Origin of the sequence: Pseudomonas sp. KCJK9016, from assembly GCF_046231795.1 — a bacterium.
In the GTDB taxonomy this organism is placed as follows: Bacteria; Pseudomonadota; Gammaproteobacteria; order Pseudomonadales; family Pseudomonadaceae; genus Aquipseudomonas; species Aquipseudomonas bananamidigenes.
Genome location: NZ_JBJJMM010000008.1, coordinates 66,011 through 78,320, shown reverse-complemented (window position 1 = coordinate 78,320; position 12,310 = coordinate 66,011). Strand labels below are relative to the sequence as shown.

Sequence of the window (12,310 nt, the reverse complement as noted above, 5' to 3'; positions counted from 1 at the left end):
ATTCATAGGGTTAGGTGAAAAAAAGGTGTTGACACCCCTCCGGAATTCCGTAGAATGCCGCCTCACAGCAGGCACGTAGCTCAGTTGGTTAGAGCACCACCTTGACATGGTGGGGGTCGTTGGTTCGAGTCCAATCGCGCCTACCAAACAAAATCCGCTCTGCTGGGCGGTCTGAAGGGGTTACCGGAAACGGTAACCCCTTTTTGCTTTCTGCGATTTGCAAAACTCCCATCCCGGAGCGTCAATTCCATTCCGTGATGATCATCTCCCGTTCGTCGCAAAAATGTCAGCCTCCATTTAAATAGTGTGGATATTTAATGGGTTACGATTTTTTTTAACCGAATGGTTATCAAAAATACGTTGTTACGCGCTGCGAAAATCAGTAATATCCGCCCCGCGTTCACCACCACGGTTTATGCATTTTTAAATCCCAAGCTTCCATCAGCTGCTTGGGATTTTTTTTGCCCGCAGTTTGCCTTCCCTCTTCCCCGCGCCTCGCCCGAAATCGCGCACAGCGATTGTTGCCGGCCTTTGACCGCATCGAGCAATTCCGTACATTTTCGACTACTACTGTCTGGCCGAGATCAAACTCACTCCCGACAGGAGTTCCGCAATGCTCATACATTGGTTTCTTGCAGCGCTTCATCTGTTGGCATTTGCCTTGGGGTTCTGGGCGGTGTTGACCCGAGGTGCGGCGTTCAGACAGCTGGCTGCCGGGGCTGGCGAGGTCGGACGGGTATTGCTCGCGGACAATCTGTGGGGGATGGCGGCGTTGGTGTTGCTGATCACTGGGGGTGTGCGGGCTTTTGGCGGATATGAGAAAGGTGCCGACTATTATCTGCATCAGCCGCTGTTTCACGTGAAGATGACACTGCTTGTACTGATTCTGCTTTTGGAGCTGGCTCCGATGATTGCGCTGATCCGGTGGCGCATGGCTCGGGCTGGTGGCGCATCGATCGATAGCGGGCGAGCAGGAGTCTTTGCGCGAATCAGTCATGCCGAAGCGCTGTTGCTTGTCCTGATGGTGATGGCGGCTAGCGGAATGGCGCGAGGCGTGACGTTCAGCTAGGTCGGCACGATTCCCTGCTTCTGTTCAGAAATGTCTGACAGTCAGCCATTGCGATGATGGTTAGTATCGGTAGCCAAGAAGGGACGGTCGCAGGAAGGGAGCGCTTATCGCCTGCGCCGTCACCAGAGCGGTGGGGGGTGGCAAAACGGCGCTTGGATCTTTAGCCAGTCATTACGCGAGGGTGAACGGACTGGCTACTGACTGCGACAGGGCTCAGGGAGTTTGCGGCTTGTCCGGAGCGGTCAGGCCGGCCTGAATGCGTTGATAAATTTCTTCACGGTGTACGGCAACGTTCTTTGGAGCGTTGATGCCGATACGAACCTGTTGGCCGCTTACGCCGAGAATGGTGATCGTAATGTCATCACCGATGTTTATGCTTTCACCGACTTTGCGGGTGAGTATCAGCATGGTCTTCTCCTTGATTGCTTTGTAGGGCACCTGATTCAGACAGTGCAGAGGTCGGTGGTACGTATAGATTAGTGCGAAGTCTCACGGTTTGGGTGCCTCTTTCTGATGCGCAGAAGCGACATTAATTCCCAGCGCGTAACTATACAGGTGCTTCGATCATCAATCTCGTAGTTTTGTGCCCATTTTGCAGGGCTCTGAAAGTAATTGTGGATGTTAAGATCGCCGTTTCAAAAAATCAGAGGGAAGCGTTGTGCGCAAATTGGTCTGGGTAGTCGCGGCACTGGCATTGGCAGGGTGTGGTGAGGGCAAGCGTGTTGATGCGCCGAAGCCGAAAACGGTAGCGGTGGAAGCGCCTGCGACAGTGTCCGGACCTCAGTGGGATGTGGAAGTGCGTGGCGAAACTCCTCAGGCTGTCAGTGATCTGAGCGGATGGTTGATCGAACATGCGTTCGTTGCCAATGTCATCAGGGATGCCGACGGGAAGACCCGGATTCTGCTGGGGCCGTTCAGTTCCAGAACCGAAGCCGAAGCGAAGCAGGCCGATGTCAACGCAGCGCTTGTCAAAGCGAAAAAGCAGAACATCGAGACATTGGTGATCGAGCGCGCTTTCGCACAGTAAACATGCCTTTCTGCGGAGCTGACTAAAGGGTGTCCGGCGTGATTCGTTTTACTGGAGTCACTGAAGATTCTCAGAAGGAGCTCCGCATGGCCTCCAGTCCTTACAAGTTGTTCGACGTTGTGTTGCGTCGCAAGCAGTCACTCAGTCCGCATCTCATGCGGATCACTCTTGCCGGTCCGGCAGTCAACGAGATGGCTACCTGGGCGCCTGATCAGCGAGTCAAGCTGTTTTTCCCGGCAGCGGACGGCTCACCCGCCAGGCTTTCTCAGGAAGAAGGATGGTACGCCCGTTTCCGCTCAATGCTGGCAGACCGGCGCCCTGCGATGCGTACATACACGATCCGCCATTTGCGTGCCGATCAGGGCGAGGTCGATATCGACTTTGTGCTGCATGGCGAAACCGGCCCTGCTTCCCGATGGGCCTTGCGAGCACGACCGGGTGAGCCGATGCAGATCCTGGCGCCTGATCGTCGATACCTGGCGAGCGAGGCGGGTGGTTTTGAATGGAAGCCTCCGCGATCTCTCAAGCATCTCTTGCTGGTCGCCGACTCGACAGCATTGCCGGCCGCGATGGGGATCCTCGATGAGCTATCGATGCTTTCGGACCCGCCTCAGGCTCAAGTATTCCTGGAGGTCGACAGTGTGGCGGACAGACTCGAGTTGCCGGATTGGCCGGGTCTGTCGGTGCAGTGGTTGATTCGAGAGCAGGCGGGAGCGGCGGCTGCCGGGTCGCTGATGGTAGACGCTGTGCGAAAGGCTGCGCTGCCTGTTGACGTAACGATGGTTAATCGAGCGGTAGAGTTGGCCGATGTCGATATTGATCAGGAGATCCTCTGGGAAATCGCTGAAAGCGCTGCGGAAGGATTTTATGGATGGATCGCGGGTGAATCGGCCGCTGTCATGAATCTGCGCAGATACCTGATCCAAGAGCGCGGCATTTCTCGCGAATCGCTCAATCTGATGGGCTATTGGCGTTACAACAAGTCCGGCAGCTAACCATAAAAAAGGCCTCGAGCTTGAAGCGCGAGGCCTTTTCTTTATATGCATGCTTTCAGCCGCAGGCTTTCAGGTTGACCGGTCCGACGAACTCGTTGCCTCGTCCCATTACACACGCCACGCTTTGATTGCGCTGACGTTCCCAATCCTGAACCGGGTACGTCTTGTCCCACGCTTCATACAGCTGCCGATCCTGCTTCGACAGGCGCAAGCCATACTGCTTGCTCATATAGAAATAGGTGCGGGCAATCATGCCGCGAATCGAAGGGCGGGGCATGACCTTTTTCGCCTTGAAATCGATCTGGGTCAGGCACGCGCCATATTGACCTTTTTCTACCGGTAGCCAGCCATAGCTGAAGTTGCTGCGATCACCGTTGACCTCGCCAATGCTCGGTACCAGGTTGTGCAGGTCGGCCTCGGCTTTTTGGTAGCTCGGATCGTAGCGCGTGCAATTCTTGCGTCCTCCTTCCTGCCAACATTGGCGCTGATGGCCAAACTCCCAGGCCGGGACGATGTGTTCCCATTCAATCCGGGAGGCACGTTTGGCATTTTTCCGCGGCACGTAACCGCAAGCCGCCAGGTCGACCTTGTTGCCGGTGTATTTGCAGCCGCAATAGAACTCGGTGGATTGTGGGGCGTACAGCTTCCAGGCGACCTTTTTGGCCTCGGTAAACGTGCGGGGTGCGCCGGCCTGGGCGCCAAGTGAAATGAACAGCAAAAACACAGCAAGCAAACGGACAAACATTGAGTCAATCTTCCTTCGGTACAACCCAGAAAATCTGCACGCCACCATCATCGCGATAGGCGAGGGTGACATTGTCGTTCTCGTCGATTTCTTCCAGCAGGCGCTCCCATGCATCCATCGGTTCATCCGGGAGGCGGAAGAGCAGAGCGGCTTTGGCTTTTTGTGCGGTGGGGGAGTTGATGATCTTTTGAACACGCATGCCCATGCGTTCATAGGCATCAGGAGCGTCGGAGGAAGTGGCCACGAGATTATCCTTATTAAGCTGTACGTGCATACAGTATTTAACTGTAGGCATTTTCGCAACTGCTTAAAATTCAAGAAAATCCTCTGACAGCGGTTTTCCGGTTTTGATGTGGGTTATCCGAAATTTTTGTGCGCAAGAGTTACGTTTAGGAGGCTGCACCACCCGCCTGTATGTCGAGTGGTGGAGCAAGTGCCCGGTCGAGACAGGACCGGGCGAGGCTGAATCAGTACTCCCAGAACATCCGCTGCAATTCTTTGCTGTCGTTGGTTTTGGTCAGGGCGACCATCGCCAGGATGCGGGCTTTTTGTGGGTTCAGGTCATGAGCCACGACCCAGTCATATTTGTCGTCGGGCTGTTCGGCGTTGCGCAGCACGAAGCCACCGGCATTGACGTGGGAGGAGCGAATGATGTGTACACCATCCTTGCGCAGCGCTTGCAGGGCGGGGACTACGCGGGAAGACACCGAGCCATTGCCGGTACCGGCGTGGATGATGGCTTTGGCGCCGGACTGGGCCAGGGCTTTGTAGGCTGTGTCGCCGACATTGCCGTAGGAATAAGCGATTTCCACGTCAGGAAGGCTTTTGATGTTCTTGATATCAAATTCGGAATCCATGGTGTGGCGCTTGGCTGGCAAGCGGAACCAGTAGGACTTGCCCTCGACCACCATGCCCAGCGGACCCCATGGGCTCTTGAACGCTTCGGTCTTGATGTTGATCATTTTGCTGACATCGCGGCCAGACTGGATTTCGTCATTCATGGTCACCAGTACACCCTTGCCGTGCGCTTCCTTGCTGCCGGCCACCGCTACCGCGTTGTAGAGGTTGAGCATGCCGTCCGCCGACATGGCGGTGCCGGGGCGCATGGAACCCACAACGATGATCGGTTTGTCGGTCTTTTCCACCAGGTTCAGAAAGTAGGCGGTTTCTTCCAGAGTGTCGGTGCCGTGGGTGATGACGATTCCGTCGACGTCCTTGCTGTCAGCCAGTTCGGATACACGGCGACCCAATTGCAGCAGGTTTTCATTGGTGATGCTTTCAGAGGCGATCTGCATGACTTGTTCGCCACGCACATTCGCCAGTTTGCTCAGTTCAGGGATGCCGGCGATCAATTGTTCGATACCAACCTTGGCGGCCTGATAGGTCGCGCTGTTGGCGGCGCTGGCGCCTGCGCCGGCAATGGTGCCGCCTGTTGCGAGAACCACCACGTTTGCCAGTTTGGTCTGGGTTTCGACTTCTTTTGCCTGAAGGGCGGAGGGCAGAAGCAGCATCAGGGCCAGAGCGCCCGGAAACAGTGTCTTGAAAGCAGATTTCATTATTTTTCTCTCTAGTAGTGAGACGGTGCTGGTGCAGGTTCATCTAGATGCGCCCCGGGCCGATCTGTAATGCCAGGGGTGCTGTGGGGGGAGCAGGATCCGTACCAGCCGTACTGTGCTCTAGAGAAATGTTTAACCTGATGATTTATATCAACAATTTTTTGATCGTTGATTCTTGGGGTGAATCGTTTATCCGGTATTCCGAATGGTGGCTGCTTTCGTGTTCGGCTCTCCGAAAAGGACTACGATTTTTGCTGGAAAACTGTGTTTGCCGAATTTGGATCCTTTGCTAAAGAAAATGTCTCGCAGGCCGATGGGTGTTCAAGGAAACTGAAAATTAGGGAGTTCACATGTCACTGACCATCGGTTTTACAAATCCCGGTGCTGTCACCATCGGCGGCAAAACCGCGGCGACGATCAATGCCATGAATGATGCGCAAGCCGATGCTTCTGGCGAAGCGCTGGGTGTTGAAAAAGCCGAGAGCAACGAAGTCAGGGCCGGCGGTGCCGCGCAAGAAGGCAGCCAGGCGAAAAGCGGTGACAACCTGAGCTTCACCGTCAAGATGTTGCTCAAGCGGATGCAGGAGCTGCAGAAGCAGCTGCAGGAGCAGCAGCAACGTCTGGCTGCGGCACAAGCTGCCAGTTACCCGACGCCCGAGGCGAAATCGCAGGCGGTCATGGCTGTTCAGGGTGAAATAGCTCAAACCAGCGGCGCACTGCTGGAAGTCTCGGCGGCACTGCTCAAGGAAATGTCCAAGGGCTCGTCCGGCGGTAACCTGGTCAACACCACCGCTTGAGCCTCCAAGGGCGAGTCTGCCGATTCGCCCTGTAATCAATACCGATCTCTGATTGTTGACAAACGTTGGCCGCATTCGCATAGTTCGCTCTACGCAAACGTTTGCGCGACAGTTTCAGGACACTGTTGTCTGGAAATGCCGACAAAGCTTACGCCAGCGCAAGCGTTGCTCACAATAATCATAAGATCGGAGTGAACCCATGAAGCTGCCATTCGCTGGACGTCTTCTCGCTGTCGCCATGCTGGCTGCCGCATCCGCCGCACTGCCTGTCTCTTCGGCTTTCGCCGAATCCCCGGAAAAACCCAAGGTCGCACTGGTCATGAAGTCCCTGGCCAACGAGTTCTTCCTCACCATGGAAGACGGCGCCAAGGCTTATCAGAAAGAACACTCCGCCGATTTCGACCTGATCTCCAACGGGATCAAGGATGAAACCGATACTGCCGGCCAGACCCGCATCGTCGAGCAGATGATTCTGGCGAAGGTCAATGCGCTGGTCATCGCGCCGTCCGACTCCAAGGCCATGGTGCCAGTGATCAAGAAAGCCGTCGATGCCGGCATCACGGTGATCAACATCGACAATCAGCTCGATCCTGCGGTCATCAAGAGCAAAAACATCAGCGTACCTTTCGTGGGACCGGACAACCGCAAGGGCGCACGTCTGGTTGGCGAGTACCTGGCCAGGCAACTGAAGGCCGGTGACGAAGTCGGCATCATCGAAGGCGTCTCTACGACGACCAACGCCCAACAGCGTACGGCAGGCTTCAAGGACGCGATGGAAGCTGCACAGATCAAAGTGGTGTCGCTGCAGTCCGGCGATTGGGAAATCGACAAGGGCAACAAGGTAGCCGCTTCGATTCTCAGCGAGTACCCGGATGTAAAGGCATTGCTGGCCGGTAACGACAGTATGGCTGTCGGTGCCGTTTCCGCTGTGCGTGCTGCAGGCAAGGCCGGGCAGGTGCAAGTGGTGGGTTACGACAACATCAATGCGATCAAGCCAATGCTCAAGGACGGCCGTGTTCTGGCGACTGCCGACCAGTTCGCTGCCAAACAGGCCGTATTCGGTATCGAGACTGCATTGAAGATTCTCAAAGGCGAGAAAGTCGACAGCGGTGCCAATGGCGTGATCGAAACGCCGGTCGAGCTGGTTACCAAGTAGTCCTTCGCGACGCAATGGCGCTCGCCCGCCCGGGCGGGCGCACGGAGATTTTTTATGTCAGTTTCCGCCCCGAACGCTGTCCTCACGGTCAGCGGTATCGGCAAGACCTACGCGCAGCCGGTGCTCACCGGTATCGACCTGACGCTGATGCGCGGTGAAGTGCTGGCGCTGACCGGCGAGAACGGCGCCGGTAAAAGTACCCTGTCGAAGATCATTGGTGGTCTGGTCGCACCGACTACCGGGCAGATGCAGTTCCAGGGCAAGGACTATCGTCCGGGCAGTCGCACCCAGGCTGAAGAGCTTGGCGTGCGCATGGTCATGCAAGAACTCAATCTGCTGCCGACCCTCTCGGTGGCGGAAAACCTGTTTCTCGACAACCTGCCGAGTAACGGCGGCTGGATCAGTCGCAAACAGCTGCGCAAAGCCGCAATCGAAGCCATGGCTCAGGTCGGCCTGGATGCCATCGACCCGGATACCCTGGTCGGCGAACTGGGCATCGGGCACCAGCAAATGGTCGAGATCGCACGCAACCTGATCGGCGATTGCCATGTGCTGATTCTCGACGAACCGACGGCAATGCTTACGGCTCGCGAAGTCGAAATGCTTTTCGAGCAGATCACTCGGTTGCAGGCCCGTGGTGTTGCGATCATCTATATCTCCCACCGTCTCGAAGAGCTGGCGCGAGTGGCGCAGCGGATTGCCGTGCTGCGTGACGGCAATCTGGTGTGTGTCGAGCCGATGGCCAATTACAACAGCGAGCAGCTGGTTACGTTGATGGTCGGTCGCGAGCTTGGCGAACATATGGATATGGGGCCGCGCAACATTGGCGCTCCCGCGCTGACGGTCAAGGGCCTGAGCCGCTCGGACAAGGTCCGTGATGTGTCCTTCGAAGTGCGTGCCGGTGAGATTTTCGGCATATCCGGACTGATCGGAGCGGGACGCACTGAGTTGCTGCGTCTGATCTTTGGTGCCGATCCTGCCGACAGCGGCAGCGTTGCTCTGGGTTCACCAGCTCGGGCAGTAAGCATTCGCTCGCCGGTCGACGCAGTGCGCAATGGTATCGCCTTGATCACTGAAGACCGCAAAGGCGAGGGGCTGCTGTTGAGTCAGTCGATCAGCGCCAATATCGCCCTGGGCAACATGCCGGAAATTTCCAGCGGTGGCTTCGTCAACAATGGCGATGAAATCTCTCTGGCAAAGCGGCAGATCGAAGCCATGCGCATCCGCAGTTCGAGTCCGACCCAACTGGTGTCCGAACTGTCCGGCGGCAACCAGCAGAAAGTGGTGATCGGCCGCTGGCTGGAGCGCGACTGTTCGGTTTTGTTGTTCGATGAGCCGACCCGTGGCATCGACGTGGGGGCCAAGTTCGACATTTATAACCTGCTCGGCGAACTGACCCGGCAGGGCAAGGCGCTGGTCGTGGTGTCCAGTGACCTGCGTGAATTGATGTTGATCTGCGACCGTATCGGTGTGCTGTCGGCGGGGCGCCTGATCGATACCTTCGAGCGTGACAGCTGGACACAGGATGACTTGCTTGCCGCGGCATTCGCCGGCTACCAAAAACGTGATGCGCTGCTCAACGAAGCAGCGCCTAGGGACCTCCCATGAAAACTGCATCTTCTGCCGGCAAACGTAGTGGCAATTTCTACGGTCTGGGCACTTATCTGGGCCTGGCCGGCGCCTTGCTGGCGATGGTTGCGCTGTTCTCGGTCATGAGCAGCCACTTTCTGTCGTACAACACCTTCAGCACACTGGCCAATCAGATTCCCGACCTGATGGTGCTGGCGGTGGGCATGACCTTCGTCCTGATCATCGGCGGTATCGATCTGTCGGTGGGTTCGGTGCTGGCGCTCGCGGCTTCCACTGTCAGTGTGGCAATCCTCGGCTGGGGCTGGAGCGTCTTGCCATCGGCATTGCTTGGCATGGCCGTGGCCGCTCTGGCGGGGACGGTTACGGGTTCGATCACGGTCGCCTGGAAAATCCCGTCATTCATCGTCTCGCTCGGTGTGCTCGAGATGGCCCGTGGCCTGGCGTATCAAATGACAGGCTCGCGAACAGCCTACATCGGTGATTCATTTGCCTGGCTGTCCAATCCGATCGCTTTCGGCATTTCGCCGTCATTTATCATCGCCTTGCTGGTTATCTTCATCGCTCAGGCCGTGCTGACCCGTACTGTGTTCGGTCGCTACCTGATCGGTATCGGTACCAACGAAGAGGCGGTGCGGCTCGCAGGCATCAACCCCAAGCCATACAAGATTCTGGTATTCAGTCTGATGGGGTTGTTGGCCGGTATCGCGGCGCTGTTCCAGATTTCCCGTCTGGAGGCGGCCGATCCAAACGCCGGTTCAGGCCTTGAGCTGCAAGTGATCGCGGCTGTGGTAATCGGTGGCACCAGCCTGATGGGCGGTCGTGGTTCGGTCATCAGCACCTTTTTTGGTGTGCTGATCATTTCAGTGCTGGCGGCAGGTCTGGCGCAGATTGGTGCGACTGAGCCGACCAAGCGCATCATCACCGGTGCGGTGATCGTCATCGCTGTGGTACTCGATACGTATCGCAGTCACCGTGCAAGCCGGCGGGGCTGAGAGATGGCGACGATCAAGGATGTGGCGGCACTCGCGGGAATTTCCTACACGACGGTTTCTCATGTCGTGAACAATACCCGGCCAGTGAGCCAGGAAGTGCGCTTGAAAGTCGAGGCGGCGATCAAGAGCCTCGATTACGTACCGAGTGCTGTGGCGCGTTCGTTGAAGGCCAAAACCACCGCCACCATCGGCTTGCTGGTGCCCAACAGTCTCAATCCGTACTTTGCCGAGCTGGCACGGGGGATCGAGGATTACTGCGAGCGTAATGGCTACTGCGTGATTCTCTGCAACTCCGACGATAACCCGGACAAGCAGCGCAGCTACTTGCGGGTTCTGCTGGAAAAACGCATCGATGGTCTGATTGTCGCTTCCGCAGGAGGTGACAGCGGCCTGGTGCAGGGGCTGGCCGGAGTGAAAACACCGATGGTCATCGTCGACCGGGGACTGGAAGGTGTGGACGCCGATCTCGTGCGGATCGATCATGAATATGGTGCCTACCTGGCGACAAGGCACTTGCTTGAGCTCGGCCACCGCGACATCGCAACCATCGGTGGTCCGGCAAGCACCAGCGTTGCGCAGATGCGTCAGGCCGGGTTTCGCCGCGCTTTGAAAGAAGCGGGTGTAGAGGTGTCACCCGCGCGTGTGCTGGAAAGCGATTTCACCAGCACTGGTGGTTACAACGCAGCGGCAGTGCTGCTGGAGAGCAATCCTCCGAGCGCCATCTTCGCCGGCAACGACATGATCGGCATCGGCGTGTTGCGCGCTGCCGCCGAACGAAATGTTCGCGTGCCGAGCGAGCTGTCGGTGATCGGCTTTGACGATATCCAGATGAGTCGCTACGTATATCCGGCGCTGACCACTGTCGGCCAGTCGATCCTGCAACTGGGCGAAATGGCGGCGGAAGTGCTGTTGCGCAGAATTGCCGCCCCTGAGCTGGCGACCGATCAGCGCATTGTGACCCCGAGCATTGTCTTGCGAGAATCGACTGCGCCGCTGGTTGGCGTGTTCACCGAGTATCGCTGAAAACGAATTGATGAGTAGTGATGTATGCCCGCAAATGTAGTGGTAATAGGCAGCCTGAACATGGACCTGGTCACCCGGGCGCCACGCTTGCCCAAGGGTGGCGAAACACTGATCGGCCATTCGTTCGCCACCGTGTCGGGTGGCAAAGGTGCAAACCAGGCGGTGGCCTCCGCCCGACTGGGCGCGCAGGTATCGATGGTCGGTTGTGTCGGCGATGACGACTATGGTGTGCAATTGCGCGAGGCATTGCTGGCTGAGCAGATCAACTGCCAGGCGGTCAGTGTGGTCGAGAGTTCCAGTGGGGTGGCGTTGATCGTGGTCGATGACAATAGTCAGAACGCGATCGTCATCGTCGCCGGGGCCAACGGCTCCATGACGCCGGCAGTGATCGACCGATTCGACGCAGTATTGCAGGCCGCGGATGTCATCATCTGTCAGCTGGAAATTCCGGACGCTACTGTCGGACATGCGCTCAAGCGCGGTCGCGAGCTGGGCAAGACTGTCATCTTGAATCCGGCCCCGGCCAGTCGACCGCTGCCAGCGGACTGGTTTGCCTCAATTGACTATCTGATTCCCAATGAAAGCGAAGCCGCAGCCCTCAGCGGCTTGCCGGTAGACTCGCTGGACAGCGCCGAAAAAGCCGCCTCTCGATTGATTTCCATGGGCGCAGGCAAAGTGATCATCACCCTCGGCGCTCTGGGCTCATTGTTTGCCGACGGCAATCGTTATCAGCATTTTCCCGCACCCAAAGTCAAGGCAGTCGATACCACGGCGGCCGGGGATACCTTCGTCGGTGGTTTTGCGGCTGCGCTGGCGACGGGCAATACCGAAATCGAGGCTATCCGTTTTGGTCAGATTGCTGCAGCACTCTCGGTTACCCGGGAGGGCGCCCAGCCGTCCATTCCCTCTATCTCTGATGTACAGGCATTCAAAGCTCCATGAAAAAGACTCCTCTGCTCAACGTCGCGCTGTCACGGCTGATCGCCTCCCTTGGTCATGGCGACATGGTCGTGATCGGTGATGCCGGGTTGCCTGTTCCCCCCGGAGTCGAACTGATCGATCTCGCGCTGACCCATGGTGTCCCCGATTTCGCCAGCACGTTGAAAGTCGTGCTCAGCGAAATGCAGGTAGAGAGTCATGTGCTCGCCCAGGAAATCCTCGACAAGCGACCTACTGCGCTCGCCGTGCTGGATACCTTGAATGGCGAAGGCTCCCTGGGACGGCGCGATCTGCTCAGCCACGAACAATTCAAGGTTCTCAGCCGGCAGGCGCGAGCAGTCGTTAGGACCGGTGAATGTCAACCGTACTGCAATATCGTGCTTGTGGCCGGGGTTACGTTTTAACGGGTCCAGGACCCATT

General features: G+C 57.3%; 14 protein-coding genes and 1 tRNA gene. 11 read left to right on the top strand and 4 right to left on the bottom strand.

Features of this window, described 5'->3' with window-relative positions; translation table 11 throughout:
• Positions 1-69: 69 nt before the first annotated feature.
• A tRNA-Val gene (locus ACK6BI_RS09975) sits at positions 70-146 on the top strand.
• 467 nt (positions 147-613) lie between these two features.
• Positions 614-1,069 carry a DUF2214 family protein gene (locus tag ACK6BI_RS09970; protein WP_409316950.1) on the top strand — a complete coding sequence of 152 codons (456 nt, stop codon included), beginning with the start codon at positions 614-616 and terminating at the stop codon, positions 1,067-1,069.
• 213 nt (positions 1,070-1,282) lie between these two features.
• Here the strand turns inward: ACK6BI_RS09970 and csrA are convergent, their stop codons facing one another.
• Positions 1,283-1,477 carry a carbon storage regulator CsrA gene (csrA, locus tag ACK6BI_RS09965; protein WP_003179932.1) on the bottom strand — a complete coding sequence of 65 codons (195 nt, stop codon included), beginning with the start codon at positions 1,475-1,477 and terminating at the stop codon, positions 1,283-1,285.
• Between the two features lie 250 nt (positions 1,478-1,727).
• Between csrA and ACK6BI_RS09960 the strand changes: the two genes are divergently transcribed.
• The gene (locus ACK6BI_RS09960; RefSeq protein WP_409316949.1) at positions 1,728-2,096 is read left to right on the top strand and encodes an SPOR domain-containing protein; all 369 of its coding nucleotides are present in this window, start codon (positions 1,728-1,730) and stop codon (positions 2,094-2,096) included.
• An 86-nt stretch (positions 2,097-2,182) separates the two neighbouring features.
• The gene (locus ACK6BI_RS09955; protein ID WP_409316948.1) at positions 2,183-3,091 is read left to right on the top strand and encodes a siderophore-interacting protein; all 909 of its coding nucleotides are present in this window, start codon (positions 2,183-2,185) and stop codon (positions 3,089-3,091) included.
• A gap of 55 nt (positions 3,092-3,146) precedes the next feature.
• Here ACK6BI_RS09955 and ACK6BI_RS09950 read toward each other — a convergent pair whose 3' ends face one another.
• The 3 genes from ACK6BI_RS09950 to ACK6BI_RS09940 form a co-directional block, all read right to left on the bottom strand.
• Positions 3,147-3,836, bottom strand: a complete 690-nt coding sequence (locus ACK6BI_RS09950) for an endonuclease (protein ID WP_409316947.1) — start codon at positions 3,834-3,836, stop codon at positions 3,147-3,149.
• A gap of 4 nt (positions 3,837-3,840) precedes the next feature.
• Entirely contained in the window at positions 3,841-4,131 is a 291-nt protein-coding gene (locus ACK6BI_RS09945) for a DUF1654 domain-containing protein (protein WP_065261434.1), read from the bottom strand.
• A 172-nt stretch (positions 4,132-4,303) separates the two neighbouring features.
• The gene (locus ACK6BI_RS09940; protein WP_409316946.1) at positions 4,304-5,392 is read right to left on the bottom strand and encodes an asparaginase; all 1,089 of its coding nucleotides are present in this window, start codon (positions 5,390-5,392) and stop codon (positions 4,304-4,306) included.
• A gap of 350 nt (positions 5,393-5,742) precedes the next feature.
• Here ACK6BI_RS09940 and ACK6BI_RS09935 point away from each other — a divergent pair, with 350 nt between their 5' ends.
• The 7 genes from ACK6BI_RS09935 (at position 5,743) to rbsD (ending at position 12,293) form a co-directional block, all read left to right on the top strand.
• Entirely contained in the window at positions 5,743-6,189 is a 447-nt protein-coding gene (locus ACK6BI_RS09935) for a hypothetical protein (RefSeq protein WP_409316945.1), read from the top strand.
• A gap of 199 nt (positions 6,190-6,388) precedes the next feature.
• Complete coding sequence (locus ACK6BI_RS09930; RefSeq protein WP_409316944.1) at positions 6,389-7,345, top strand: sugar ABC transporter substrate-binding protein; 957 nt, start codon at positions 6,389-6,391, stop codon at positions 7,343-7,345.
• 54 nt (positions 7,346-7,399) lie between these two features.
• Positions 7,400-8,953, top strand: coding sequence for a sugar ABC transporter ATP-binding protein (locus ACK6BI_RS09925; protein ID WP_409316943.1), 1,554 nt, complete (start codon positions 7,400-7,402; stop codon positions 8,951-8,953).
• The gene (locus ACK6BI_RS09920; protein WP_409316942.1) at positions 8,950-9,927 is read left to right on the top strand and encodes an ABC transporter permease; all 978 of its coding nucleotides are present in this window, start codon (positions 8,950-8,952) and stop codon (positions 9,925-9,927) included. Before ACK6BI_RS09925 ends, ACK6BI_RS09920 begins: the two co-directional genes overlap by 4 nt.
• A 3-nt stretch (positions 9,928-9,930) precedes the next feature.
• Positions 9,931-10,950, top strand: coding sequence for a LacI family DNA-binding transcriptional regulator (locus ACK6BI_RS09915; protein ID WP_409316941.1), 1,020 nt, complete (start codon positions 9,931-9,933; stop codon positions 10,948-10,950).
• A 24-nt stretch (positions 10,951-10,974) separates the two neighbouring features.
• Positions 10,975-11,892 (top strand): ribokinase, encoded by a 918-nt coding sequence (gene rbsK / locus ACK6BI_RS09910; RefSeq protein WP_409316940.1) that lies wholly within the window; start codon positions 10,975-10,977, stop codon positions 11,890-11,892.
• A complete protein-coding gene (rbsD, locus tag ACK6BI_RS09905; RefSeq protein WP_409316939.1) occupies positions 11,889-12,293 on the top strand; it encodes a D-ribose pyranase in 405 nt (134 codons plus the stop codon). The genes rbsK and rbsD overlap by 4 nt, the downstream gene beginning before the upstream one ends.
• Positions 12,294-12,310 lie beyond the last annotated feature (17 nt).

What these genes read in the sequence shown, in the direction of transcription:
- ACK6BI_RS09915 (WP_409316941.1), top strand. Translation starts at nt 9,931, where the DNA reads ATGGCGACGATCAAGGATGTGGCGGCACTCGCGGGAATTTCCTACACG.
- ACK6BI_RS09935 (WP_409316945.1), top strand. Translation starts at nt 5,743, where the DNA reads ATGTCACTGACCATCGGTTTTACAAATCCCGGTGCTGTCACCATCGGC.
- csrA (WP_003179932.1), bottom strand. Translation starts at nt 1,477, where the DNA reads ATGCTGATACTCACCCGCAAAGTCGGTGAAAGCATAAACATCGGTGAT.
- ACK6BI_RS09945 (WP_065261434.1), bottom strand. Translation starts at nt 4,131, where the DNA reads ATGCCTACAGTTAAATACTGTATGCACGTACAGCTTAATAAGGATAAT.
- rbsK (WP_409316940.1), top strand. Translation starts at nt 10,975, where the DNA reads ATGCCCGCAAATGTAGTGGTAATAGGCAGCCTGAACATGGACCTGGTC.
- ACK6BI_RS09930 (WP_409316944.1), top strand. Translation starts at nt 6,389, where the DNA reads ATGAAGCTGCCATTCGCTGGACGTCTTCTCGCTGTCGCCATGCTGGCT.
- ACK6BI_RS09920 (WP_409316942.1), top strand. Translation starts at nt 8,950, where the DNA reads ATGAAAACTGCATCTTCTGCCGGCAAACGTAGTGGCAATTTCTACGGT.
- ACK6BI_RS09950 (WP_409316947.1), bottom strand. Translation starts at nt 3,836, where the DNA reads ATGTTTGTCCGTTTGCTTGCTGTGTTTTTGCTGTTCATTTCACTTGGC.
- ACK6BI_RS09940 (WP_409316946.1), bottom strand. Translation starts at nt 5,392, where the DNA reads ATGAAATCTGCTTTCAAGACACTGTTTCCGGGCGCTCTGGCCCTGATG.
- rbsD (WP_409316939.1), top strand. Translation starts at nt 11,889, where the DNA reads ATGAAAAAGACTCCTCTGCTCAACGTCGCGCTGTCACGGCTGATCGCC.
- ACK6BI_RS09925 (WP_409316943.1), top strand. Translation starts at nt 7,400, where the DNA reads ATGTCAGTTTCCGCCCCGAACGCTGTCCTCACGGTCAGCGGTATCGGC.
- ACK6BI_RS09970 (WP_409316950.1), top strand. Translation starts at nt 614, where the DNA reads ATGCTCATACATTGGTTTCTTGCAGCGCTTCATCTGTTGGCATTTGCC.
- ACK6BI_RS09955 (WP_409316948.1), top strand. Translation starts at nt 2,183, where the DNA reads ATGGCCTCCAGTCCTTACAAGTTGTTCGACGTTGTGTTGCGTCGCAAG.